We start from the raw sequence: 24962 nt of genomic DNA, 5'->3' as shown, positions 1-24962 counted from the left end.
GCGGGAATGGCTGGAACCGCGAGAACCGCCAATCCTCGCCCTTCTGCCCATGCTGTATCACTTTCCTCCTCACAGGGTTGATACAGCATGGACGGGCTGCGGCCGCCAGGCACTCGGGGGAGCTCTCCCCAAGAACCCCCAGGTCCGCAAGAAGAAGGCGTGCCAACCCCCTGCACCGGCCAGTCGAGGCAAGATCGCAGAACCCCGAAGAGCCTCCATTAAGTACGACCAATTGGGCCGATGGGACGGACAGGGCAGATGGGACCGATCAGACCCATAGAACTCACGAAACAGCTCGGGCGGCGGTTCGCGGGCATTGCCTAGCCTCGCGCCTTCCGGTAGAATGCTGGCAACTGCCTGAGGAGGCCCGCCATGTGCAAGCTGCTCGTGCTCTCGCTGGTCCTCGTCGCCGCCGCATCGGCGCAGGATGGCCAAGTCCTCAAGAGCGTCCTCGTCCCCAAAGACAAGGGCGGGAACCTCCTCAAGCCCGACCGCTGGGTGGCCTGGCAGAAGGGCTTCGAGCGCGACGGCGACGCCTTCGTGTGCGACAACGGGGCCGACAAGGCCGTCCAGCGCGGCGCATCGCAGACCGTCGAGCTGAACCAGAAGTCCCCTCAGCCCATCGTCGCCGCCGCCTGGAGCAAGGCCGAAGGCGTCGGCGGAAGCCCCGACCAGGACTACTCGGTCTACCTCGACCTCGTCTACGCCGACGGCTCGCCGCTGTGGGGCCAGACGGCCAACTTCGCCGTCGGCACCCACGACTGGGAGCGACGCGAGGTGCTCGTCCTGCCCGAGAAGCCGGTCAAGACCCTCACCATGCACCTCCTCCTCCGCCGCCACGCGGGCAAGGCCTGGTTCCGCACCCCCGAACTCCACGAGGTCAAGACCCCCGATGGCGCCTGCCTCTTCGACGGCGTGCCCGTCGTCGTCAAGGCGGTTCGAAACGAAGGCTTCCAGGTGCGCGATGTGGCGGCGGATTCTGACTTTGTCTGTATCGAGCGCGAGGCGCTCGGCTTGAGGCTCGAGTCCCACCTCGATCCAGAACCAGGTGGGAGTGCCTTCCTCGATGTGACCCTCTCCGACACGACAGGCAAGGACAGGGCTGTCACGCTCTACTATGCGCTATTGATCGGCAAGACAGGTTGGCTATGGCTCCACGACCCACGGACGAGCCTGCCCGCGGAGGGGCGGCGGGAGTACATGAATGCCAACCGCTTCCATGTCGGGGCCAATGGCCGCCTTTCGCGGTATCCTCTCGCCGCTGTGGCTGGTGATCACCTTAGCCCGACCCTCGTCATTGACATGGCCTTCCCTGCCTTCTTCCGCCTCGGGGCCAATGCAGGGACAGGCGAGTTCTTCCTCGCCTACGACATCGGCCTCACGCCCGAGAAGCCCACCGCCCATGTCCGCTTCTGCCTCTTCGACTTCGACCCCAAGTGGGGCTTACGCGCCGCGCTCGCGCGATACTACGAGCTCTTCCCTGACCAGTTCCGCTGCCGGACGTCCCAGCAGGGCCTCTGGATGCCCTTCGCCAAGATCAGCCAGGTGAAGGACTGGCAGGACTTCGGGTTCAAGTTCAAGGAGGGCAACGACGAGACGAAGTGGGACGACGAGCACGGGATCACGACCTTCCGCTACACGGAGCCGATGACCTGGTGGATGAAGATGCCCAAGGAGATGCCGCGGACGATGGAGGCCGCGCTCGCCGAGGCCAAACGCCTGGCCGAAAAGGGCGACCGCAGCGCACAGGCCCTCCTCACCAGCGGCTATCACAACGAGGCAGGCGAGATCCCCGCACGCCTCCTCGACACCCCCTGGTGCAACGGCGCCGTGTGGAGCATGAACTCTATGCCAGGCATTAGAGGCGATGTGACCGACTTCAAGAACAAGTGGAACCCCAAGCTCATCGAGCAGTTCTACGGCCCGAAGCGGAACGGCGACCTCGACGGCGAATACGTGGATTCGAGCGAGGGCTACGTGACCGACGAACTGGACTTCCGCCGCGAGCACTTCGCCGCCGCCGACACGCCGCTCACCTTCTCCCTCGACACCCGCAAGCCGGCCATCTTCCGCGGCCTCGTCGCCTTCGAATACGTCCGCGCCATCGCCGCCGACGTCCACAAGATGGGCAAACTGATGATGGCCAACGGCGCGCCCGACCGGTTGCCCTGGCTCATCCCCATGCTGGAGGTCGGCGGGACCGAGACCAACTGGAACCCCGGCGGCAAGTGGCGGCCGATGTCCGACGCCGACCTCCTCTACCGCCGCGCGCTGTGCAAGGGGAAGCCCTATTGCTTCCTGATGAACACCCCGTTCGAGCAGTTCAGCCACGCGCTCGTGGAGAAGTACATGAAGCGGTGCCTGGCCTACGGCATGTTCCCGGGTTTCTTCAGTGCCGACGCCTCGACCGGCCAGTACTTCCAGCGGCCCGAGCTATACGAGCGCGACAGGCCGCTCTTCAAGAAGTACGTGCCGCTGTGCAAGCTCGTGGCCGAAGCCGGCTGGGAGCCGATCACCTGCGCCCGCTCCAGCGACCCCAAGGTCTACGTCGAGCGCTTCGGCGAGAGGTATCTCACCGTCTTCAACGACAGCGCGGAGCCGCGCACGGTCACGATCGCCTTCGAGGGCAAGGCCCCCGCCGCCAGCCGCGAGCTTGTGCGCGGCAAGGCCACCGAATGGAAGGACGGCAAGGCCACGCTCACCCTTGAAGGCGAGGATGTGGCGGTGATTGACTTGCGCTGAGATGCGATCTCCCGCGAGTCTGGAACCCGCGGGAGTTCCCCGTGTGCCGTCGTGCACTGAGGAGCTGAACTGGTGCCGCGGGTGGAATCGAGCGACCCCGACCGGATGGTGTACCGCAGCGGCGGCGGCTGTCTGTCGCTCTTCGGGCTGCCGTTTCTGGTGGTGGGCGTCTTTGTCATGGCATTGCCGTGGCTTGGGGAGAAGTACCAGCCGCGGGACTCAAAGACCCAGGAGCCAATGCCTCCTGTGGCGGCGATTCTCTTTGGCGGACTCTTCGCGGCCTTGGGCGCCGGGCTGGTGTTCGGGCGCAGCGGCAAAGAACTGGACCGTCGGACTGACGCCCTGACGACCTGGTGGGGCCTCCTCGTGCCGTTCCGCCGCAAGGAGCACCGGCTATCGGCGTTCCAGTGCGTGAGCCTGCGCAGGGAGGTCCGGCGCTCGAAGAACTCCACGTATACGGTCTACCCCGTGCGCCTGGAAGGCGGCGGGATGCCCCAGGTGACCTTGGAGGAGCCTCGGGACCCCGTGGCGGCCCGAGCCGTGGCCGAGGAGGCCGCCAAGTTCCTCGGCCGCACCCTGGTGGATGCCTCGACGGGACGGGAGGTCGCCTGCCGGGTCGAGGAGTTGGACGAGTCGGTGCGCGCCCGCGCCCGCCGCACAGGGGACCGGCCCGAGGTGCCTCCGCCTCCGGCCGGCCAGCGCTGCCGCACCCGTGTGGTGGCCGACACGCTGTGCGTCGAGATTCCCGCCTTGGGCCTTCGCAAGGGGCATGTCGTGGCGCTTGTTGTGGTGGGCCTCGTCGCGCTCTTCTTCACTCTGGGGTTTATCGCGCCGATCGCGAGCGACGAGAGAGTGCCGGCCGAGGCGAAGACGGTGGGGCTGATCTTCATTGGCTTCTTCTTCGTCGTCGTGCCCGTTCTGGTGGCTCTGGCCGTGGTGGCGAAGGGGGCGCGCGTGCGGCGAACGGTCGAGGTGTCGCCGCGTGAGCTGCGGGTGACGACGCAGGGCCTGCTGCGGCGGCGTGAAGTGTGCGTGTCCAGCGACGAAGTGGAGGAGTTGGCCATCGTGCCCGCGAGGATGGCGCCGGGCGCGCTGACGCTCCAGGGCGATGTGGTGCTCGCCCGCTCGGACCGCGTGGCCGTGTGCTTCGGCGAGGGGTTGTCGAGCGAGGAATTGGCCTGGCTGCGCGCCCTGATGTGGAACGTCGTGAGCGCGTGACCCCGCTGCCGGCATTCCCCCGGGCCGCCGGCAAACCGAGACGGCGAGGCGAGTGATCGGCACGACAGAGGGGTTGGCCTTTGGCTGAACTGAGAAACGAATTCGCCTGGTCGAAGAGCCGGGACGAGGCGTTCAGGACCTGCCCGCGCCAGTACTATTACCAGTACTACGGTTCCTGGCGCGGATGGGAGGCGACGGCCCCCGAGCGCACGCGGCAGCTCTACATGCTCAAGCAGCTCAAGACGCGCCCCATCTGGGCGGGCGAACGCGTGCACGAGTGCATCGAGCACTCGCTGAAGAACCTGAGCCGGGGCATCGCTGTGCTCAGCCCCGACCGGATCATTGAGGTCACGCTCTCGCAGATGCGCGACGACTATCGCTCGTCGCAGCAGGGCACCTACAGGAAGAAACCGAAGTCCTGCGCCCTCTTCGAGCACGAGTATGGTGTGCCCGTGGCGCGTGAACAGTGGGTGCAGACGGCCGACGACGTGCGCGAGTGCCTGCACAACTTCTACACGAGCGAGCTCTTCGCCCAATTGCGCGCCGTGCCACGCGAGGACTGGCTCCAGATCGAGGAACTCGACAAGTTCGCACTCGACGACGTCCGCGTGTGGGCGAAGATTGACTGCTCGTTCCGCCAGGGGGCGGCGGTGCGTATCTACGACTGGAAGACAGGGCGCAGCCTGGCCGAGCAGAACACGCTCCAACTCGTCTGCTACACCCTCTACGCGCAGGCGAAGTGGGGAACCGCCATCGAGAACGTCCTGCCTGCGGAGTTCTACCTGCTCGTGAACCGCACGCAGGAATATCGCTTGCGGGCCGCCGACATTGACGACGCAAGGCACTACATCCGCGCCAGCGTGGCCGACATGCGGTCGCTGCTGGCCGACGTGCCGCGCAACGAGCCCCTGGCCGAAGCGGCCTTCGAGAAGACCGAAAACGTGCGGTCGTGCCTGCGATGCAACTTCCTCCGACCGTGCCGTCCGGAACTGGTGCCGCGGCTCCGGCGCGACGAGTCCGGGCCGCCTGGCGATGGCGGGGACCATTGACAACGCCACCCGCCTGTGGCAGAATACTTGTAGCTGGATGTGCAGAAGAAACCGTGTATTTCGAGAGGAGAAGGCCATGAGGGGATTTGGTGCGGGATGCCTGATCGTGCTCATCGCCGTGGCGCAGATGGGCTGTGACAGCTTCCAGCGCATGATGGAGCCGTCTGCCACAGTGACCGGGGGCACGAACACAGGCACGATTGACCAGATTCAGGCCGAAGCCTACAACGGTCCCAAGGCGCGCATCGCCGTGCTGGACTTCGAGCAGAAGGCGGGCCAGGGCTATGGGCGCCTGGGCGATGGCATGTCCGACATGCTGGCAACCGAGCTGTTGAACACCAATCGCTTCATCGTGCTGGAGCGGCAGAAACTTGCGGGTGTGCTGGCCGAACAGGACCTCGCCCGCGCCGGGCGCGTGCAGCCGGGCACCGGCGCCGCTACAGGGCAGGTGGAAGGCGCCGAACTGCTGGTGACCGGCGCCATCACCGAGTTCGAGCCGAACTACCAGGGTGGCGGCCTCGGCATCGGCGGCGGCAGCTTCGGCCACCACCACGGCGGCATCGGCGGCGTGGGCCTCGGCCTCAAGCAGGCCTATGTGGCGCTGGACCTTCGGGTGATTGACACGCGGACCTCGCGCATCGTCGCCGCGACAACCGTCACCGGCAAGGCCTCCGATGTCGGCATCGGCATCGGGGGAGTCGGCTTCGGCCACCACAGCATGCTCGGCGGCGGCCTGGGTGTCTTCCGCAACACGCCGATGGAGAAGGCCGTCCGCACCTGCCTGGCGCAGGCCGTGGCCTTCGTCATCTCGCGGACGCCAGCGAACTACTACCACTTCAGCGACGCGGGCCAACCCACGCAGCCGGGCGCGATGACGCCCGGCGGCGTCAGTCCCACTGTGGTGACGCCCACCGTGGTGACCCCGACCGTCGTGCAGCCGACGGTGGTACAGCCGGGGCCGCCGACGCCTCCCCCTGTCCCGCCGCCTCCGCAGCCTGTCACGCAGCCCCAGCCAGGGGCGCTGACCCCCACCGTGTACGTGGCCTTCGCGACCGTGAACCTGTACGAGAAGCCTGATGCGAATTCGGCCCAGGTGGCAAGCGCGGCGAAGGGCGTGGTCCTCAAGGTGCAGGCCGAGGAGGGCACCTGGTACTTCGTCGCTTTGCCCGATGGCAAGACCGGTTGGGTGCTGAAGGCCTTCACGACGCCGAATGCGCCGCAGCCGTAAGCGCGCTGACGCGAGCGAAGAACACAGACGGGCGGCGGGCTTCCGCGTGAGGCCCGTCGCCCGTTCCATCAACCCCGCGTCGGCGCGCGTCAGACGGTGGCGAACCCTGTACGCGGGCTTGAGCGTTCTGCGCTGGCCACCGTTCAGCTTAGCTCATCTCATCTCACAACCGGCAGTACCCCGACGCCGCTTGGAAGGCGGCGTCATGTGGTCTCCATAGCCAATAGGGGGGTGCGCGCGGCATGCCCCTTCAGCACCGTAGGCGTGATGGACGCCATCTCGTCGGCGTTGCCCGGGGCTTCTAGAGTACGCCCCAGCGGGGCTGCGAGCAGAATTACCAGGATCAGAGCCAAGCTGGCGCCTCGGCGAGCTTGACAGGCGCCTGCTGCGCCCCTATAATCCGCGGGATAAGGCCGGCGGGGCAGTCCTGCCGGCGGCTTCCCCTTCGAGGCACGAATCGTGGCGAAGCTGTACGTCGAGCGCGGCCCGCTGCGAGGCAGCGAGTTGCCGCTGGCCGAAGGCAAGACTTACACCCTCGGGCGCAGTTCCTCTTGCGCCCTCTCCCTGCCCGACACGCTGGCCTCGCGCGAGCACGCGAGCGTCACCGTCAAGGACGGCCACGTCTACGTCCGCGATCTGGGCAGCAGCAACGGCACGTTCCTCAACAGCCAGCCGCTCACCAAGCCGCAGGAGATGAAGCTCGGCGACCAGCTCGAGATCGGCGATACGCTGCTCTCGCTGCTCTCGGAAGAGGAACGCCGTACGACGGGCGGCCTCGTGGGACGCGAGATCGCCGGCTACAAGATCCTCGAACGCGTGGGGCGCGGCGGCATGGGCACCGTCTACCGCGCCTACCAGAAGTCGCTGGACCGAATCGTGGCATTCAAGGTGCTGTCGCCAAGCCTGGCGTGGGACAAGGAGTTCACCCAGCGGTTTGCGGCCGAGGTGCGCTCGGCGGCCCGGCTCGCGCATCCGAACGTCGTGCGCGCGCTGGACGTGGGTGAGGAGGGGCCGATCCACTATTTCTGCATGGAGTTCATGCCGGGCGGGAGCATTGACGACTGGATCGAGCGCGACGGCCGCGTGGCCCCCGACCGAGCCCTCCCGATGCTGCTGGACATTGCGCGTGGCCTGGCCTACGCCGAGGAGCAGGGCGTGGTGCACCGCGACATCAAGCCCGAGAACCTGATGCTCGACGAGCACGGCGTGGCGAAGATCGTGGACCTCGGCATCGCCTGCGAGGGCAAGGGGGGCCGGGGCGCCGCCCAGTCCGAGGGCGTGTTTGGCACGGCCCACTACATCGCGCCCGAACAGGCGGCTGGAGAACGGATCGACTCCCGGGCCGACATCTACGGCCTGGGCGCGACCGCCTACCACATGCTCTCGGGACGCACGCTGTTCTCCGGCGAGTCGCAGTCTGAGATCATGGCCAAACATGTCGAAGAAGACCCCGAGCCGCTCGACCAGGTGGCGCCCTGGGTGCCGCGGAGCCTGTGCGCCGTGGTGATGAAGATGCTGGAGAAAGACCCCGCCGCGCGCTACGCGTCCGCGCGGGAACTGATCGAAGCCCTTGAGAACATCGCATCGGGCGCCGCGGCGGTGAGGCGGCCGATCGCGCTCCAGAAGGTGGGCAAGATCACGGCACTCACCGACAAGCCGAAGACAAACCGGTTCGAACGCCAGCGCAAGAACCGACTGATGATCCTGTGCGTGATCGGGGGCCTCGTGGCGCTGGCTCTTCTCCTGCTCCTGATCACTCGGCTCTGAGGCGAGGGCGCCATGCCCCTGGTAAGTGCCTGCGAGGGCGGCGTGCATCTGGGTGTGCGGGCCCAGCCGAAGGCGTCGCGGAACGCGATCGTGGGAAGGCTGGGGGACCGATTGAAGATCGCTGTCACGGCGGCGCCGACCTCGGGTAAGGCCAATGAAGCGCTGGCGGCCGTGGTGGCGGAGGCGCTGGGCGTGCGGCGCTCGGCGGTCGCCGTGGTCGCCGGGCACGCCTCGCGCGACAAAGTGGTGCGGGTGGCCGGTCTGGGGACCGACGAAGCCCGCCGCCGCATAGATACGCTGCTGGCCTCCCGAGCGCGGTGATGCCCAGCGGACCGGAGGAATCATGAGCCTGTACGAGCGCGTGCAAGAGGCCGCGGCTGTGGTGAGGCGAGTCGCTCCCGAGACCCCGCAGGTGGCCATTATCCCGGGCACCGGCCTCGACGGCATCCTGGAACGGATCGAGAAAGAGCACGAGGTGCCGTTCGAGGAAATCCCTGGCTTCGCGGCGACCACGGCCACCACGCACAAGGCCACGCTGGTCTTCGGGCGCCTGGGCGGCAAGCGCGTGGTGGCCACCGGCGGGCGCCACCACATCTACGAGGGATATAGCGCGGAGGAGGTCACCTTCCCGACCCGCGTGCTGCGGGCGCTGGGTGCAGGCGTCCTCATCGTCTCGAATGCCGCAGGGGGGATGAATCCGCGCTATGGGTTGGGCGATATCATGCTGCTCGAGGACCACATCAACCTGATGGGCGTCAACCCCCTGATCGGCGCCGGCGATGAGCGGCTGGGGCCTCGCTTCCCCGACATGTGCCAGCCCTACAGCCGCCGGCTGCTCGACCTGGCCGAGCGGGTGGCGCTGGCCGAGGGCATCAAGGTGCACCAGGGGGTCTACGTGGCGGTGAGCGGCCCGAACCTGGAGACCCGAGCCGAGTACCGCTTCCTGCGGGCCATCGGCGCCGACTGCGTCGGCATGTCCACCGTTCCAGAGGTCATCGTGGGGGTACAGGTGGGCTTTGAGATACTGGGCCTGACGTGCGTCACCGATCGGTGCCTGCCGGATGCACTGGAGCCGGCCGACATCGGCCGGATCATCGCCACCGCCCAGGCGGCCGCGCCCAGGCTCACGCGACTCGTCGAGCGAGTCATCGCCGAGTGTTGAGCCCGCGGGGCACCCTCGGGCCGCGCATCCGCGGCGAGGGGCATGAAGCAAGGAACCGGTTGATGAACTATCGCGATACGGTGAATCTGCCCAAGACCTCATTCCCCATGAAGGCCAACCTGCGACAGCGGGAGCCCGAGTTCCAAAAGCGCTGGCGCGAGATGCGCCTGTACCAGATGATTCGCGCGGCGCGGCAGGGCTGCCCGAAGTTCATCCTCCACGACGGGCCGCCCTATGCCAGCGGCGACCTGCACGTGGGCACGGGCCTCAACAAGATCCTCAAGGACATGGTCGTGCGCTCGCGCACGATGAGCGGCTTCGACGCCCCCTACGTGCCAGGATGGGACTGCCACGGCCTGCCGATCGAGCACCAGGTGCTGCGCGAGCTGGGCGACGGGGCGCTGGATGCCCCGAAGATGGACGTGCGGCGCCGCTGCCGCCGGTTCGCCGAGAAGCACGTCAAAGCCCACGTGCGCCAGTTCCAGCAGCTCGGCGTGCTCGGCGACTTCGAGGAGCCGTATCTCACCCTGGACCCCGGGTACGAGCGCGCCGTGATCGAGTTCTTCGCCGACCTCGTGGCCGGCGGCTATGCCTACAAGAGCCTGAAGCCGATCCACTGGGACTACGCGACTCGCTCGGCCCTCGCGGAGGCCGAGCTCGAGTACAAGGACGTGGCCAGCCCGGCCATCTTCGTCAAGTTCCCCATGGCCGACGGAGTGCGCGACTTGTTCCCCGGGATCGGCGACGAGCCGGTATCGGTGCTCATCTGGACGACGACGCCCTGGACCCTTCCCGCGAACCTGGCGGTCGCGCTGGCGGGCGCCGCCGAGTACAGCGCCGTGCGGTATAGCGACCCGAGGACCTGCCGCAGAGAGGTGGTCATCTTGGCGGAGGACCTCACCGAGACGGTGATGGCGAAAGCTGGGGTCCAAGACTGGGAAGCCGTGGCACGGTGCCGCGGGGCGCAACTCGAGGGGCGACGCTACCGCCACATCCTGCGCGACAGAACCTGCCCGATCGTACTTGCCGACTACGTGAGCCTGGAGGACGGCACGGGCTGTGTTCACACGGCACCCGGCCACGGGCGCGAAGACTATGAGACCGGCGTGCGCTACGGCCTGGACATCTTCAGCCCCGTGGACGAGGAGGGCCGCCTCACGGAAGAGGCAGGGCCGTTTGCCGGGCTGCACGTCTTCGACGCCGACCCGAAGATCGTCGAGCACCTGCGCCAGCAGGGCCACCTGCTCCATTCCGAAACCGTCACCCACTCGTATCCCCACGGCTGGCGCTCGAAGGAACCGGTCATCTTCCGCGCGACCGAGCAGTGGTTCATCTCGGTGGACCACAACGGCCTCCGCGAGCGGCTTCTGGCCGCGATCCCCACCGTGAAGTGGATCCCCGCCTGGGGTGAAGGGCGGATCACCGCGATGCTCGCCGACCGCCCCGACTGGTGCATCAGCCGCCAGCGCGCCTGGGGCATCCCGATCCCCGCCTTCTACTGCCAGAGAGACGGCCAGCTCCTGCTCGACGCCGCCATCATCCGCCACGTCGCGGCCGTGTTCGGTCGGGAGGGCTCCGACGCCTGGTTCCTGCGCGAGGCGGCGGAACTCGTGCCGCCCGGCACCGTGTGCCCGAAGTGCGGCGGCACGGCGTTCCGCAAAGAGACCGACATCTTCGACGTGTGGTTCGAGAGCGGCTCGAGCCATCGCGCGGTTCTCCGCGGCGAGAAGGCCGAGCGCCAGGGCCTGCGCTGGCCGGCCGACCTCTACCTGGAGGGCACCGACCAGCACCGCGGCTGGTTCCAGCTCTCGATGCTCCCCGCCGTGGCGGCCGACGGGGGGCCCCCGTTCCGCCAGGTCGTCACCCACGGCTTCGTGGTGGACGAGAAGGGCGAGAAGATGTCGAAGAGCCTCGGCAACTTCATCTCGGTGGAGGACGCCCTGAACGAGTTCGGCTCCGAACTCCAGCGCCTGTGGACCGCGAGCGTGGACTACACGGATGAGATCCCCGCCTCGCGCGACATCGTGCGCCGCATGGACGAGCCGTACCGCCGCTTCCGCAACACGTTCCGCTACCTGCTGGCAAACCTGGACGGGTTCGAGCCCGCCCGCCACGGTGTAACGCCCGAGCAGATGCCCGAGGTGGACCGCTGGGCGCTCTCGCGCACCCACCGGCTCATTCGGGACGTGCTCCAGGCGTTCGAGCAGTACCAGTTCCACCGCGCCTACCAGCGCCTGTACGGCTTCTGCACGGTGGACGTCAGTTCCTTCTACCTGGATGTCATCAAGGACCGCGTGTACTGCGAGGGGGCCGAGTCCGTGGCACGGCGGTCCGCGCAGACCGTTCTCTACGAAATCCTCAACTCCCTCGTGCGGCTTCTCGCGCCCATCCTCGTCCATACGTGCGAGGAGGTGTGGGATGTCATGCCCGGCCGCGAGGCCCTGCCGAGCGTGCACTTGTCGCGCTTCCCTCAGGCGAGGGAGGACTGGATCAGCGACGAACTCGAAGCGAGCTGGAGCCGGCTTCTGGCGGTGAGGGGCGACGTGTCGCGACAGCTCGAGAGGCTCCGGGCAGAGAAGAAGATCGGCGGGGGCCTCGATGCCACGGTGGCGCTGTACGCCGAGGGCGACCTCCTCGAGTTCCTGCGCCGCCACGAGGCCCTGCTGGCCGAGGTGCTCATCGTGTCTGAGGCCGCTGTTGCGGAGGGCAGGTCGCCCCACGCCGTGGCGGGTACGGATGAGCCGGGCCTGGGGATACTCGCCCAGCCGTCGGACCGGCCCAAGTGCGCCCGCTGCTGGCGGCTGCTGCCCAGCGTGGGCCAGGATGCCGGACACCCTGAGCTGTGCGCCCGATGCGCGAGCGTCGTGCGCGCCCTGAGCCGATAGGAGATCGAGCCCGGATGAGACACCTGAGATTGGCCGTGCTCCTGTCGGGCAGCGGCCGCACACTGGCCAACTTCTTCGAGCAGATTGACGCGGGGCGCCTCGACGCCGAGGTGGTCGTGGTGGGCGCCAGCCGGGGCGACGCGTACGGCCTCGAGCGCGCCCGCCAGCGCGGCGTGCCCACGTTCGTCGTCGAGTCCCGCGCCCACAGGGGGACGGCCAGCTTCAGCTCGGCCATCTTTGCCGAGCTGGGCCGCGCCGAGTACGATCTCCTGCTGCTGGCGGGCTTCATGTGCCTGATCACGATGCCGCCGAAGCTCGAGGGGCGCGCCATGAACATCCACCCCGCCCTCATCCCGGCCTTCTGCGGCAAGGGCTACTACGGCCACTACGTGCACGAGGCCGTGCTGCGCTATGGCGCCAAGATCAGCGGATGCACCGTCCACTTCGTAGACAACGTCTACGACCACGGCCCGATCATCCTGCAGAAGGCGGTGCCGGTGCTGGAAGACGACACCGCCGACACCCTGGCCGACCGTGTGTTCGCCAAGGAATGCGAGGCGTATCCCGAGGCTGTCAAGCTCTTTGGCGAGGGCCGGCTGCGCCTCGAAGGCCGGCGGGTGCGCGTGCTCGCGGCCCCGCCCGCGTGAACTGGAGGAACGATGCGGCTCCTCGTCGTCGAAGATGAAGCCAAGGTGGCCAGCTTCGTCAAGAAGGGCCTGGAGGCCGAGAGCTATGCCGTGGACGTGGCCCACGACGGCGAGGAGGGCCTCCATCTGGCGCGGACTGAAGACTACGATCTCATCCTGCTCGACATCCTGCTGCCGAAACTGAACGGCTACGAGGTGCTGCGCGGGCTGCGCGACGCCGGCATCCGCACGCCCGTGATCATGCTCACGGCCCGGGGCGGCCTCGACGATCGCGTGAAGGGGCTGGACCTGGGCGCTGACGACTACCTGGTGAAGCCTTTTGCCTTCGAGGAACTGCTGGCGCGGGTGCGCGCCCTGCTGCGCCGCCGCACGGGCGGCGGCGACCCGACGCTGCGTGTGGGGCCGCTCGCCCTCGACCCTGTCGCCCACAAGGTCTCCGCCCACGGCGAGCCCGTGGACCTCACGGCCAAGGAGTACGCCCTCCTCGAATACCTGATGCGGAACGAGGGAGTGGTCTGCACCCGAGCCATGATCGCGCAGCACGTGTGGGACATCAACTTCGACACCTACACCAACCTGATCGACGTCTTCATCAACCACCTGCGCAAGAAGCTCCAGGCGCACGGCTGCGACACGATGGTCCAGACGGTGCGGGGGGTCGGGTATGTCCTCACCGCGTCCTAAGATGGCGTTCTTCCGCCGCGCGCGCTTCCGCCTGACCCTCTACTTCACCAGCATTCAACTGGTGGTGCTGGTTCTCTTCGGCACCTTCCTCAACTACCAGAACGAACGCAGCATGATGTCCGAGCTGGTCAAGTTCGTGCGCGACGACACGCGCGACCTGATGGTGGCCGTGCACGACCAGAAGGATGACTGGGCCGGCATCCAGCGGCGGCTGGACTTCGAGAGCCGCGGCGAGCGCGCCTACGAGCTGAGCTTCCGCCTGCTGGACCCTGCCGGCAAGGTGCTCGCCTGCTCGAGGACCTTCCGCGAGGCCGGGATCACCCCGATCAGCGAGGAGGAACTCCACGACGCCCTCGAGGGCGAGAGCCGCGAGGAGATCGTGCAGCTTCCCGGACGCCCGTTCCCGCATCTGCTCGTGACTCGGGCCTCTCCCGACCCGGAGACGTCGGTCATCCGCTACGTCGTGCAGACGCTGGCCTACCTGGAGCCGCTCGACAAGCTGGGCCGCCGGTTTCGCCGGAACGTGTACTCGGCCATCCCGATCTTCGTGCTCATCACCTGGTTCGCCGGCTACGCGCTGGCGCGCAAAGTGCTCAAGCCCGTGAACCAGATCGCCCGCACAGCGCGCCAGATCACCTCGAGCAGCCTGCACGAACGCCTGGTGCGGTCGCATTCCGGCGACGAGTTCGACATGCTCGCCTCCACGCTCAACGAGATGATCCGCCGCCTCGAGGAGTCGTTCGCCCTCACCCGCCAGTTCGCGGCCGACGCCGCCCACGAACTGCGCACGCCTCTCACGATCATGCGCGGGGAAGCCGAAGTGGCCCTCCGCAGCCATAGCAGCGATGTGCGCACGTACCGCGCGGTGCTTGAGAGCACCCTGCGCGAGTACGACCGCATGATCGGCATCATCACGCAACTCCTCCTGCTCTCCCAGGCCGACGCCGGGGCCGTGCACGTCCAGCGTGAGGCAGTGAGGCTCGACCGGCTGCTGGCCGAGGTCGGGGAGGTGTTCCACGTGCTGGCGGAGGAGGCCCAACTGACCCTCCACGTGGCGCCGATGCCCGAGATCACAGTCCAGGGAGACCGCGTCCGACTGCACGAGCTGTTTGCCAACCTCCTGGATAACGCCGTGAAGTACACGGCGCCGGGCGGCCGCGTGTCGCTCGAGTGTGTGGCGGGCACCGACGAGGTCCGCGTCGCCGTGTCCGACACGGGGATCGGGATTCCCGCGGAGCAGCAGGACAAGATTTTCCAGCGCTTCTACCGCGTCGAGAGTTCGCGCTCGCGCGAGACAGGCGGCGCCGGGCTGGGGCTGAGCATCGCTCGTTGGATCGCGCGAGCCCATGGAGGCCGCATCGAGCTCCAGAGCACCCCCGGCGTGGGCAGCACATTCACCGTTGTCCTGCCGCTGCCGGTGGCCGAGGAGAGCCAGGCTGCCACCGAGCCGGCGCCGCCCGGCGCCGCCTCGCCCGGGCAGGATGCGGCGGCCGATGTCGCCGCCTCCGACGGGCAAGGAAGCCCGACATGAGCGTCCAGCGCCTCACGGACGGGCCTGCCCTGGCCCCTGGCGCGGCGGCGCCAGGTTCGAAGAAGGGCATGCCCTTCTTCCAGCGGCCGATCTTATATCTCATCCTTCTGGCGTTGTACATGGCCCTCTTCTGGGATGGCCTGCTCCCGCCCTCGGCGAGGGAGGGCGAGGTCTATGAGGCTCCCGCCCCGCGGGTCGGGCGCACGCTGGAGGACGTTCTGCGCCACCCGCGCGAGGTGCCGTTCGGCACGGCGGCCGCGGTGATGGTGCCGCTGATCGTCGGGTCGGGCTTGATGGTGGGCTACGTGATCCTGCGCGCACACAACATCGTCGTCTTTCCCGCGCGCGAGTTCCCCGTGGTGCCCTGGACGGGTTGGCACCTGTTGCGGGTCATCATCGCCCTCTTCGTCATTCTGCGGGCCGTCGGCGTGGGCATGGCGTGGCTCCTGGACGCCCAGGAGACCAGTGCCTTCTGGTGCAGGATTCCGGATGGCATGTTGCTCATCATGGCGTCGAACATCAGCATGCTGGCCCTCTGCGGTTTCATCCTCTGCCTGGTCGGGTGGCGCGACGGCAACCCCCTCAGGCTCCTGGGGCTGGGGGAGACCCGTCTCTGGCGTCGCGTCGGCATGGGGGCGGTGTGCTACCTGATGACGTTCCCCGTGCTGTTCATCGCGGGCGTGCTGATGTTCATTCTTGGCCCGAAGATGGGGATCCCCGCGCGGCCTCAGGAGGTTCTCGCACAGGTCGCCCTTCTGTCGCCCGCGGCATTTGGGTTTGTGCTCTTCAGCGCCGTTGTCGTGACGCCGATGACGGAGGAGATCGTGTTCCGCGGATTCGTGTACGCCACGCTGCGGCGTTCCCTGGGGCCATTGGCGGCGATCGCACTCAGTGCGGCGGCCTTCGCGGCCATGCATGCGTACGCGTTCGGGCTGCTGCCGTTGTTTGTGATAGGCTTCCTGCTGGCCTACCTGTATGAGCGTACGGGGTCGCTATGGGCGTCGGTGACGGCCCACGCGGCCAATAACCTCTACGCCTTGCTGATCACCTACTTCGTGCTGCACCAGGGGGCACCCTGAGGAGTCCGCGTCAGCCCACATCGGGCTTTCCAGCACGCGGGACGAGCAGGGCCATCACCTCGTCTACATCGTCCACTACGTTGAACAGGTTCAGGTCGCCTTGGCCGATGGCGCCGTCGGCGAGCAGAGTGCTGCGCATCCAGTCGAGCAGCCCGGTCCAGTAGGCGGACCCGAAAAGGATAATGGGCAGGGTGTCAATCTTGCCCGTCTGCTTGAGGGTGAGAATCTCGAAGAACTCGTCCAGGGTGCCGAAGCCGCCTGGCATGACGACCACGCCGCTGGACTCTTTGACGAACATCACGCGTCGGCAGAAGAAATAGCGGAACTCCATGCAGTGTGTGGTGTATGTGTTGGCGGCTTGCTCGAAGGGCAGGATGATGTTGAGGCCCACCGAGGCGCCGCCTGCCTCGGAGGCGCCTCGGTTCGCCGCCTCCATGATGCCAGGCCCGCCGCCGGTGACCACCGCATAGCCCTGCTTCGCCAGCCGGCACGCCAGCGCGCGGGCGAGCTCGTAGTAGCGCGAGCCGGGCCTCGTGCGTGCCGAGCCCCAGATGGCCACGCGTGGCTTCGGCACCCCGGCCATCAGCTCGAAACCGTCCACGAACTCCGCCATGATGCGGAATACCCGCCAAGGGTCCTCCTGGGTGAAGTCATTGAGGCGCTGGGTTCGGTTCATGTCGTTCCCTTCAGTTGAGAGAAGCATCTTGCCAGGAGACGGTACTGGGAGAGGCCAACATCCTGCGCCCGGGCCGAGGCGGGCACATCGCAGCGCGTAAGCAATTGCGCGGCGTCGGCCTGGGACAGGAGGTGCGACGCCGCCAGCGAATTCACGAGAGTCTTGCGTCGGTGGGCGAAGGCGGCGCGCACCAGGGTCTTGAATGCCTCGAAGTCCCCTGCCGCCGCTCTCGCCTCGGGGCGGGGAGTGAGGCGGACGACCGCGGAGATGACCTTCGGCCTGGGCCAGAACACCTCGGGTGGGAGCAGGCGGACCAGTTCCACCTGCGCGTTCGCCTGCACCACGAGGGAGAGGGCGCCATAGTGCTCGCTGCCGACGGCGGCAGCGAGCCGCTCGGCCACCTCCTTCTGCACCGTTACCAGCATGCCCGCGATGGGCAGCCCGCTCTCGAGAAGGTTGGGCACGATGGCCGAAGCTGCGGAGTAGGGCAGATTGGATACGACGCGGAGAGCCCGGTAGCGGCCGGAACCCAACTCGCGTCGCGCGGCGTCGAGCAGGGCGGAGGAGAGTGCGTGCTTTGAGGCCAGCGCGTCGCCCGAAAGCAGCTCCACGTTTGCCCGCCCTTCGAGGTAACGGCGGCAGACCGATAGGACGCCGCGGTCCAGCTCGATGCCGATGACCCTCGCCGCCGCGTCGGCGAGGTGAGCAGTCAGCAACCCGGTGCCGCAGCCGATATCGAGCACCAGGTCGTCCGGCCCCACCTGTGCGGTCCGCACGATGAAATCGAGGAGATTGGGATCCACGAGGAAGTTCTGGCCGAGAGCCTTTGCGGGCCGCAACCGCAGAAAGCGGAAGACCGCGACGAGCTGGCTCTTTGTGCGCACCTCGCGCATCGCGTCGCCGATGGAAAGGGCAGGGGAGGATGGGCGAGATGTCGTTCTCACGTGGCGGATTCTAGCGGAAGCGCGCACGAGCGTCAAGGCGCGGAGGGCCGTGGGCAGTCGCCATCACCGCGGAGCGTGAGCGGGGAGGGCATTGCGCGCCGCCAGCCCTTCTGCTATAGTTCCCGCGATAGCCTTGCTGGCTTCGGAGGACGTGGCATGCTGGACAGGACGATCGGTTTCCTGGGCGCGGGGAAGATGGGCGAGGCGCTGGCGCGGGGCATCCTCCGCGCCCGGCTGGCGCTCCCGGCCAATGTGCGGATGAGCGACGTGGACCCCACCCGCCTCGCCAGCCTGGCGAAGGCCCTTCAGGTGCTCACGCCCGGCGACAACCGGTCGCTGGTACAAGCGAGCGAGGTGGTGATCGTGGCACTCAAGCCCGGGGTGGTCCGCCAGGCTTTGCCTGAGCTGGCTGCGGCCATCGGGCGCGAGCGACTCGTGGTCTCCATCGCTGCGGGCATCACGATTGCCGAGTTGGAGGGGATGCTCGCCGCGGGGGCCCGCGTGGTACGCGTGATGCCCAACACCCCCTGCCTCGTCGGCGCCGGGGCCTCGGCGTACGCTCTGGGCTCGGCAGCCTCGGCGGCCGATGGCGAAGTCGTGCGCTCGATCCTCGACTCCGTGGGCATCTGCGTGGAGGTGCCGGAGGGGCTGTTGGATGCGGTGACAGGGCTGAGCGGCAGCGGGCCGGCCTTCGTGGCTCTGGTTGTCGAGGCGATGGCCGATGGCGGCGTGCTCGCCGGGCTGCCGCGCGATGTTGCGAACCGGCTCGCCGTCCAGACCGTTCTGGGCGCGGCCCGCCTCCTGGCCGAGACGGGCAAGCGCCCGGCAGAACTGAAGGACATGGTGGCGTCGCCCGGCGGCACGACCATTGAGGGGCTGAAGGTTCTCGAGGAAAAGCGTCTGCGAGCGGCTCTCATCCAGGCCGTGGAGGCCGCCGCCGCCAAGTCCCACCAACTCGGCCTCAGGAGTGGAAACCCGTGAAGCTCTCGGTGTGTATCTGCATGGTGTTCCGCGAGGAACAGGACTTCGCCAGGCGAGTCGCGAGGGTGAAGGAGGCCGGCCTGCCCGCCTTCGAGTTCTGGGGCTGGAGCGGCGTGAATCTGGACGCCGTGGCCGCTGCGAAGAAGGAGACAGGGCTCGACCTGGCGGCGATCTGTGTGGACAGTGCCGACCCCGCGATGAAGCAGGCGTGGCCGAAAGGGATTCTGGTGAACCCCGAGATGAGGGGAGTCTTCGTCGCCGCCGTACGCGAGAGCCTGCCAGTGGCGAAGCGCCTTGGGTGCCCCACGCTGATCGCCACAGTGGGCAACGATCAGCCGGGTCTCTCGCCCTGGCAGATGCACGACAGCATCGTGGCCGGACTCAAGGCGGTGGCCTCCGACGTCGAGAAGGCAGGCGTGACCATCGCGCTCGAGCCGCTCAACACGCTCGTCAACCACAAGGGCTACTACCTGTGGTCGTCGCGCGAGGGCTTTGACATCTGCCGCGCCGTGGGCAGCCCGAACGTTAAGCTGCTGTTCGATATCTACCACCAGCAGATCATGGAAGGCAACATCATCCAGAATGTCACCGAGAACATCGGGATGATCGGCCACTTCCACTCGGCCGACGTGCCGGGCCGCCACGAGTTCGGCACTGGCGAGCTCAACTACGCCGGCATCCTGCGAGCGATTGACGCAACCGGGTACCAGGGTTATGTGGGCCTGGAGTATGGCCCGACGGGCGACTCGGCGGCCTCGCTCGCCCAGATTCGGCGCATCGTGGGCGCCTGACATCGCAGCGGAGTCAGGAGGTGCGAGATGGCGACGCGGAATGCGGTCTGGCTGCTCGTCATGGGGCTGCTACTCTCGCTGGGCGGCGCGCGAGCAGGCGACGCCGAGGATGCGAAGAAGAAAGCCGAGAGGATCAGCTCGTACGTGAATCTGGCCGAGACGATCTCGCGCGTCGGCATCCAGGTGGGGGCCATGCTGGACAAGAACCCGTACGATCGCGCCCTCTATCAGTATGCGAAGGAACTGGGCGCCTTGCACGCCAAGGCGATTCTGAAGCTCACCCCGCCCGAGGGCGCGGAGGACCTGCACTCCAAGTTCAAAGAGGCCGTCACCGAGTTCGCTCTGATGGCGGATGCGCTGTGTTCTGGCGACTTCCCTGCGGCCAGGAAGCACCGCGAGGCCTGCGGGCGCGACTTCGGTCGGGCCCTTCTGGAGGTCGTGAAGCTCAGAAAAGAGGGCGCGATCCCTTGAGCCGAAAGCCTGGAGCTTGCACGGCAGAGAGAGCGCTCTTGGCAAATGAAGCACCGTCCAGGAGTTACGCCGCTGCGGAAAACCGGAAAATTCTCTGGATTTTCCCAGGGATGGCGCTATACTACAAAAGGATGGAAGGGTGCCTCTTTCGGACCAGGTGGCCGCAGGGCGCTGTGTAGGCGCAATGCCGGCGGTTTTCGAGATCCAGAGCAGGAAGGAGTAGTGAAATGTCGCGGCGGGTAGCCACAGCGGCGTGTTGGCTCATCCTCACGTGCGCCGTGCTGTGCGTGATGGCGCTCGTTGCGGAACGTCTGGCCTATGGCGACTGGGAGCCGCCGCCGCCGCCGAAGCCGTCGCGAGTCAGCGCCTCGGAAGGCTTCCCCCCGCTGCCCCTTCCCGTAACGCCACTGCGCCGCACCGAGAAGAAACGCCCGCCGGCGCCGCCGGCCCTCATCGCTAAGATCCGCTACGGCAAACCCGTGTGGAAAACCACTGAGGACGGCCGCCGCTTCTCGTACCTCGACTGGCAAAGCGACACGACCGACCTGCACAACATCCTCCAGACGGCCGGCAGCAAGCTCGGCGTGAAGTACCGCTCGGTGGAGCTGGGCCTGGAGGAGTTCTCTTTCAGCCCGTCCGAAGTCCCCATCCTCTACATCTCGGGGCACCACAACTTCGACTTCGGCGACGAGTTGACCGAGAAGCTGCGCTGGTATCTGCGGGATGGCGGGACCCTTGTGGGCGACGCCTGCTGCGGGGCGCAGCCGTTCACGGAGTCGTTCAAGGCCCTGTGCCAGAAGCTCTTCCCGCAGCGGCCGTTGCGGCAGTTGCCGGCCGACCACCCCATCTATCAGGCATTCTACCAGATTGAGAACTTCACCTACCAGGAGCCGAACAAAGGCCCCTACACTGGCGCGGCGAACATCTATGGCATCCACCTGGGCTGCCGGGTCGCCGTCCTCTTGGCGCCCTACGACGTGAGTTGCGGCTGGGCCCAGCACGAGCATCCTTGGGGCTTCCGCGTGAAGGCCGTGCCGGCGCAGCAATTCGGGGTCAATCTGACGAGCTACTGCCTGGCCACGCACGAACTCGGGCGCTTCCTGGGCGCCGAGAAGGTCTACTACCAGACCGGCGAGCCGACCCGCGAGGAGTTCGTCTTCGGGCAGGTCATCCACGGTGGCGACTGGGACCCCCACCCGTCGGGCAACATGGCCCTCCTGAAGTACGTGGGCGCCAACTCCACCATGGAGGTGCAGTTCAAGCGAGTGAACGTAGACCTTCGGAAGACGGAAGCCTTCCAGCATCCGCTGCTCTACATGACCGGGCACGACGACTTCGTGCTGCTGGACGAAGAGGTGGCGGCGCTGCGGAGCTACCTGCGTAACGGCGGCATCCTTCTGGCCGATGCCTGCTGTGGCCGAAAGGACTTTGACAAGGCGTTCCGGCGCGAACTGGCGCGGGTCCTGCCCAACCACTCGCTGGACCAGGTGCCGCCCAGCCACCCGTTGCTGAGCGTGCAGGCGAAAATCGGCAAGGTCAGCTACAGCGGCATCGTCAAGCAGCAGCAGCCCGATCTCAATGCCCCTGTGCTTGAGGGGGTGACGCTCGGCGGCGTGCTGGCCGTGATCTACAGCCCGTACGGCCTCGGAACCCAGTGGGATGGGATGGAGCGTCCCTTCGCCAGATGCTACTCTTCGCCCGATGCCCTGCGGATCGGGATGAACGCGATCGTCTACTCGATGACGCACTGAGCGCTGCTGGCCGCGCGGCCGTGCCCACAGGCAGGGGAGCCACCTGATGGCTGCTTCTCCGTCCGTCCGCTACCCAGGCTATGACGACCTGCTCGATTCGCTCTATCGCACGCGCGACTGGTGGCGAACCATCTACATTCTCGAGCGGGTGTTCCTGTTCGTCACCGGCCTTTTCGCGGCCGTGCTGGTGCTCACGCTGCTCGAGGCGCACCTGCACTTCAGCCGCGCGGTGCGGTGGCCGCTGCTGGCCGTCCTGGCAGGGTACTTCGCTGGGGGCCTCGCCTGGCTCGTCTTCCGCCCGCTGTTCCACGAGTGGACGGAGGAGGAGGTGGCGGTTCACGTTGAGCGCAAGTTCCCCCAACTCGACAACGAACTAATTAACGCGCTCCAGCTCGGGGTGGACAAGCGGGTGGAGTCGCCGGGCATGGTGGCGGCTTTGATTCAGCAGGCGGTCCGCGACATCCAGGCCTACCCGCTCCGGCAGGCGGTGGAGACTCGCCGGGCTCGTCGCCTGGCCCTGGCCGCGATGGCCTCGGTGCTGGCCCTCGGCCTGTGGGCGGGGCTGGCGTTTGACCGGTTCACAAACGCCCTCCAGCGCTTGGTCTTCCCCGCCAAGAACATCGCGGCACTTGGCAGCGTGCGCATCCTGGAGGTCAAGCCAGGCGATACCCGCCTGCGGAAGGGCACCGACCTGGAGATTCTCGTGCAGACGCAAGGGGAGCCTTCGGGGGAGGTGGAGGCAAACCTGCGCTACCAGTACGCGGACGGCGGCGAGGCCCTTGCCAAGGCGCTGATCCCGCTGCGCAGGGACCTCTACACCTGCCGAGTCGAGGACGTGCGCAGCCCACTCGCCTACCAGGTGACGATCGGCGGCAGTCAGTCGAAGAGCTACCACGTCGAGATAGTGGAGCCGCCCATCATCATTAAGCGCTCGATCGCCTACACGTTCCCCACCTACACGCGCCCCGCCGGGTGGACCAACCGCGTGGACGAGGATACCAACGGCGACGTGCGCGCGCCGGCCGACACGACAGTCACCCTTCGGTTCACGACGAACAAGGCGATCAAGAACGGCTCACTCCAGATGACGGGCGGCCAGCAGCTCCCGCTGAAGATCCTGGAGGACCCCAGGCAACAGGAAGTAACCTTCGTCGTAGACAAGGACGGCGTCTACACGGTGCAGTTGGAGGATGTGGACGGCATCACGAACCCCGATCAGCGCGAAAACAAGATCATCGCGCTCAAGGATCGCGCGCCAATCGTGGAGTTCAAGGCGCCGGCCAAGGACATCACGGCGGGTGCGCGCGAGAGCGTCAAGCTGGCCATTGGGGCGAAGGATGACTACGCGCTGTCGGCCGTCCGCCTCGTGGCGCGACGCGGGAAGGACGGCCCCCAGAAAGTCCTGTACTCGTGGGAAGAGTTCCCCTCCGCCCGTGAGGTCACGCTCCCGTATCTGTGGGTCCTTGGGACCGGGGAAGAGAAGTACCAGGTTGGCGATGAGATCTTCTACTATGCGGTCGCACTCGACAACCACGCCGAGTTCACGGGCGGCCGCGAGGTGCCGAAGCCGCAGGAGACGAAGACCGCTGAGTTCAAGATCACCATCGAGGACAAGGACAAACTCGCCGCGGAGAAGGCCAAAGCGGTGAGCAACTGGGAGACGGAGCTGCGCAAGGTGCTCGAAGACCAGTTGGCCGCGCGCGCGACCGTGGGAGTCCTCGCGAGGCAGCAGGACATGGAACTCCTGCGCAAGGACGGCGACGCGGTCCACAAGGCTCAGACCGACATCTTTGCGCGCACGGCCGCCGTGGCCAAGGCGATGAAACCTACCGACGACCAGGCCCAGGCCATCAAGGAGAGCATCGAGCTTCTGGCCTACGGCGAAATGACGCAGTGCGCGAAGCTGGCCAGCACTCTCCCCAAGTTCCAGGCCCCCGACGCAGCCCGTCAGACGCTGGAGGCCGTAGGCGCCTCGCAGGACAAGATCATCAAAGTGCTGCGCCAACTCCTCAACATCTTGCCTGACCTTGCCCAAGAGGGGAGTAAGGATAAGATCGAGGACGAGAAGGTCGAGGACTTCCCCGACGAAGATCAGGAGAAGATGAAGGACCTGCTCAAGAACCTGAAGGACATGGTCCGTCAGCAGAAGAAGGCCATCGAGACGACAGACGAGCTCGCCAAGCTGCCCATGGAGGACTTCACCCCCGAGGCGGAGAAGAAGCTCGAGGAAGTCAAGGCGATCGAGGAGAAGTGGTCCCAGTTCCTCAAGGCCGCCATCTCCGACCTCTCGAAGATGCAGGACCAGGACTTCGCGAATGGCACGCTGCTGGAGGAACTGGTCGAGATTCACACCGAGATCGAGATGGCCAAGGACGCCCTCCAGTCCAAGGCCACCGAGATCGCCACCGCGCTGGAAGACAACGGTCTCATGCTGGCGGAGAAGCTCACGAAGCAGCTCGAGAAGTGGCTCCCCGACACCCCTGACCGCGACCGCTGGCAGATGGAGGAGCCCCTGACCGACGGCTACGAGACCCCGATGGCGGAGCTGCCGAAGGAATTGGAGGACATCGTGGGGGACCTCATGGAAGAGGAAGAGGACCTCCAGCAGGAGATCGAGGACGCCACCAGCGCCTGGGCGGATTCCATGGACGCGGCAGGCTGGGACGCAATGGACGGCCCCATCAGCAACTTCGCGGCCAATGGCGTCACCGGCAATCGCCTGCCGAACAGCAGCGAGCTCAGCGGCCGCAGCGGCGAAGGGCGCCAGGGCAAGAGCACCGGCGAGTTCGTCGAGAATCAGTTCGACGGCAAGGGTGGCCGCCGCACGCCCACTCGCCTGACGCCGGAGGCCTTCCAGAAGGGCCAGATCAAGGACACCAGTTCGACCCCGCCTGGCGGCGCCACGGGCGGCGGCAAAGCGGGCGGCTCGTCGGGCGAGGGCCTCGAAGGCCCCACCCCGCCTGACATCCAGATGAAAATGAAGGACCTGGCCCTCAAGCAGGCCCAGCTCCGCAACAAGGCCGAGAAGATCGCCCTCAAGTTCGAGGTCCTCAACTACCCGCCTGTCTTCGAGCCAGTCGTCAAGGACATGAAAGTCCTCGAGGCCGCCCTGAACAGCGGCCGCTACATGGAGGCCCGGCGTCAGCACAACGTCGTGCTCAACAACCTGAAGGGCACGCGGATGTTCCTCGACGGCGAAGTATCCATTGATGCCATCCGCAGCCCTACCCTTCCGGCCCACCTCCAGGAAGAAATCATTGACACGGCCGGTGCCGCCGTGCCCGAGGAGTTCAAGGACTACATCAAGGGCTACTACGACGCCATCTCGCGGGCTGGGCAGTAGCCGCAGGGACTCT

At 67.0% G+C, this 24962-nt stretch carries 19 protein-coding genes; 17 read left to right on the top strand and 2 right to left on the bottom strand.

Annotation, left to right across the window (positions count from 1 at the left end; translation table 11 throughout):
- Positions 1-372 precede the first annotated feature (372 nt).
- From PLE19_18040 to PLE19_17985, 12 genes are all read left to right on the top strand, one after another.
- On the top strand, positions 373-2742 hold the full coding sequence (locus PLE19_18040; protein ID HPD16851.1) for a hypothetical protein: 2370 nt from the start codon (positions 373-375) through the stop codon (positions 2740-2742).
- Between the two features lie 72 nt (positions 2743-2814).
- Positions 2815-3960, top strand: a complete 1146-nt coding sequence (locus PLE19_18035) for a hypothetical protein (protein ID HPD16850.1) — start codon at positions 2815-2817, stop codon at positions 3958-3960.
- Between the two features lie 80 nt (positions 3961-4040).
- Complete coding sequence (locus tag PLE19_18030; protein HPD16849.1) at positions 4041-5009, top strand: PD-(D/E)XK nuclease family protein; 969 nt, start codon at positions 4041-4043, stop codon at positions 5007-5009.
- A 76-nt stretch (positions 5010-5085) separates the two neighbouring features.
- Positions 5086-6237, top strand: coding sequence for a CsgG/HfaB family protein (locus PLE19_18025; protein ID HPD16848.1), 1152 nt, complete (start codon positions 5086-5088; stop codon positions 6235-6237).
- 459 nt (positions 6238-6696) lie between these two features.
- Complete coding sequence (locus PLE19_18020) at positions 6697-8004, top strand: FHA domain-containing serine/threonine-protein kinase (protein ID HPD16847.1); 1308 nt, start codon at positions 6697-6699, stop codon at positions 8002-8004.
- A 12-nt stretch (positions 8005-8016) separates the two neighbouring features.
- Positions 8017-8325 carry a DUF167 family protein gene (locus PLE19_18015; GenBank protein ID HPD16846.1) on the top strand — a complete coding sequence of 103 codons (309 nt, stop codon included), beginning with the start codon at positions 8017-8019 and terminating at the stop codon, positions 8323-8325.
- 19 nt (positions 8326-8344) lie between these two features.
- On the top strand, positions 8345-9166 hold the full coding sequence (locus tag PLE19_18010; GenBank protein ID HPD16845.1) for a purine-nucleoside phosphorylase: 822 nt from the start codon (positions 8345-8347) through the stop codon (positions 9164-9166).
- A gap of 62 nt (positions 9167-9228) precedes the next feature.
- The gene (ileS, locus tag PLE19_18005) at positions 9229-12051 is read left to right on the top strand and encodes an isoleucine--tRNA ligase (GenBank protein ID HPD16844.1); all 2823 of its coding nucleotides are present in this window, start codon (positions 9229-9231) and stop codon (positions 12049-12051) included.
- Between the two features lie 14 nt (positions 12052-12065).
- Entirely contained in the window at positions 12066-12698 is a 633-nt protein-coding gene (gene purN, locus PLE19_18000; GenBank protein HPD16843.1) for a phosphoribosylglycinamide formyltransferase, read from the top strand.
- A gap of 12 nt (positions 12699-12710) precedes the next feature.
- The gene (locus PLE19_17995) at positions 12711-13382 is read left to right on the top strand and encodes a response regulator transcription factor (protein HPD16842.1); all 672 of its coding nucleotides are present in this window, start codon (positions 12711-12713) and stop codon (positions 13380-13382) included.
- Positions 13363-14913 (top strand): heavy metal sensor histidine kinase, encoded by a 1551-nt coding sequence (locus PLE19_17990; GenBank protein ID HPD16841.1) that lies wholly within the window; start codon positions 13363-13365, stop codon positions 14911-14913. The genes PLE19_17995 and PLE19_17990 overlap by 20 nt, the downstream gene beginning before the upstream one ends.
- Entirely contained in the window at positions 14910-15992 is a 1083-nt protein-coding gene (locus PLE19_17985; protein ID HPD16840.1) for a CPBP family intramembrane metalloprotease, read from the top strand. Before PLE19_17990 ends, PLE19_17985 begins: the two co-directional genes overlap by 4 nt.
- A gap of 10 nt (positions 15993-16002) precedes the next feature.
- On the opposite strand, the gene PLE19_17980 is transcribed toward PLE19_17985, so the two are convergent.
- Positions 16003-16668, bottom strand: coding sequence for a TIGR00730 family Rossman fold protein (locus tag PLE19_17980; GenBank protein ID HPD16839.1), 666 nt, complete (start codon positions 16666-16668; stop codon positions 16003-16005).
- Positions 16665-17612 carry a 16S rRNA (adenine(1518)-N(6)/adenine(1519)-N(6))-dimethyltransferase RsmA gene (rsmA, locus tag PLE19_17975; protein HPD16838.1) on the bottom strand — a complete coding sequence of 316 codons (948 nt, stop codon included), beginning with the start codon at positions 17610-17612 and terminating at the stop codon, positions 16665-16667. The genes PLE19_17980 and rsmA overlap by 4 nt, the downstream gene beginning before the upstream one ends.
- Positions 17613-17768: 156 nt before the next feature.
- Between rsmA and proC the strand changes: the two genes are divergently transcribed.
- From proC to PLE19_17950, 5 genes are all read left to right on the top strand, one after another.
- Entirely contained in the window at positions 17769-18593 is an 825-nt protein-coding gene (proC, locus tag PLE19_17970; protein ID HPD16837.1) for a pyrroline-5-carboxylate reductase, read from the top strand.
- The gene (locus tag PLE19_17965; protein ID HPD16836.1) at positions 18590-19384 is read left to right on the top strand and encodes a TIM barrel protein; all 795 of its coding nucleotides are present in this window, start codon (positions 18590-18592) and stop codon (positions 19382-19384) included. Before proC ends, PLE19_17965 begins: the two co-directional genes overlap by 4 nt.
- Before the next feature lie 27 nt (positions 19385-19411).
- On the top strand, positions 19412-19855 hold the full coding sequence (locus tag PLE19_17960) for a hypothetical protein (GenBank protein ID HPD16835.1): 444 nt from the start codon (positions 19412-19414) through the stop codon (positions 19853-19855).
- Between the two features lie 227 nt (positions 19856-20082).
- Positions 20083-21606, top strand: coding sequence for a DUF4159 domain-containing protein (locus PLE19_17955; protein HPD16834.1), 1524 nt, complete (start codon positions 20083-20085; stop codon positions 21604-21606).
- Between the two features lie 46 nt (positions 21607-21652).
- Entirely contained in the window at positions 21653-24949 is a 3297-nt protein-coding gene (locus PLE19_17950) for a hypothetical protein (protein ID HPD16833.1), read from the top strand.
- The last annotated feature ends 13 nt before the right edge of the window (positions 24950-24962 follow it).

The sequence above is a fragment of the Planctomycetota bacterium genome (genome assembly GCA_035384565.1).
Lineage (GTDB): Bacteria > Planctomycetota > PUPC01 > DSUN01 > DSUN01 > DAOOIT01.
The sequence above is the reverse complement of the archived record's forward strand: the minus strand, read 5'-3'. Positions and strand labels throughout refer to the sequence as shown.

Excerpts from the sequence above, each read along its gene's own strand:
- PLE19_17960 (HPD16835.1), top strand. The coding sequence starts at position 19,412 with ATGGCGACGCGGAATGCGGTCTGGCTGCTCGTCATGGGGCTGCTACTC.
- PLE19_18015 (HPD16846.1), top strand. The coding sequence starts at position 8,017 with ATGCCCCTGGTAAGTGCCTGCGAGGGCGGCGTGCATCTGGGTGTGCGG.
- PLE19_18040 (HPD16851.1), top strand. The coding sequence starts at position 373 with ATGTGCAAGCTGCTCGTGCTCTCGCTGGTCCTCGTCGCCGCCGCATCG.
- PLE19_17955 (HPD16834.1), top strand. The coding sequence starts at position 20,083 with ATGTCGCGGCGGGTAGCCACAGCGGCGTGTTGGCTCATCCTCACGTGC.
- PLE19_17980 (HPD16839.1), bottom strand. The coding sequence starts at position 16,668 with ATGAACCGAACCCAGCGCCTCAATGACTTCACCCAGGAGGACCCTTGG.
- PLE19_17950 (HPD16833.1), top strand. The coding sequence starts at position 21,653 with ATGGCTGCTTCTCCGTCCGTCCGCTACCCAGGCTATGACGACCTGCTC.
- PLE19_18025 (HPD16848.1), top strand. The coding sequence starts at position 5,086 with ATGAGGGGATTTGGTGCGGGATGCCTGATCGTGCTCATCGCCGTGGCG.
- ileS (HPD16844.1), top strand. The coding sequence starts at position 9,229 with ATGAACTATCGCGATACGGTGAATCTGCCCAAGACCTCATTCCCCATG.
- PLE19_17985 (HPD16840.1), top strand. The coding sequence starts at position 14,910 with ATGAGCGTCCAGCGCCTCACGGACGGGCCTGCCCTGGCCCCTGGCGCG.
- PLE19_17995 (HPD16842.1), top strand. The coding sequence starts at position 12,711 with ATGCGGCTCCTCGTCGTCGAAGATGAAGCCAAGGTGGCCAGCTTCGTC.
- proC (HPD16837.1), top strand. The coding sequence starts at position 17,769 with ATGCTGGACAGGACGATCGGTTTCCTGGGCGCGGGGAAGATGGGCGAG.
- purN (HPD16843.1), top strand. The coding sequence starts at position 12,066 with ATGAGACACCTGAGATTGGCCGTGCTCCTGTCGGGCAGCGGCCGCACA.
- PLE19_17990 (HPD16841.1), top strand. The coding sequence starts at position 13,363 with ATGTCCTCACCGCGTCCTAAGATGGCGTTCTTCCGCCGCGCGCGCTTC.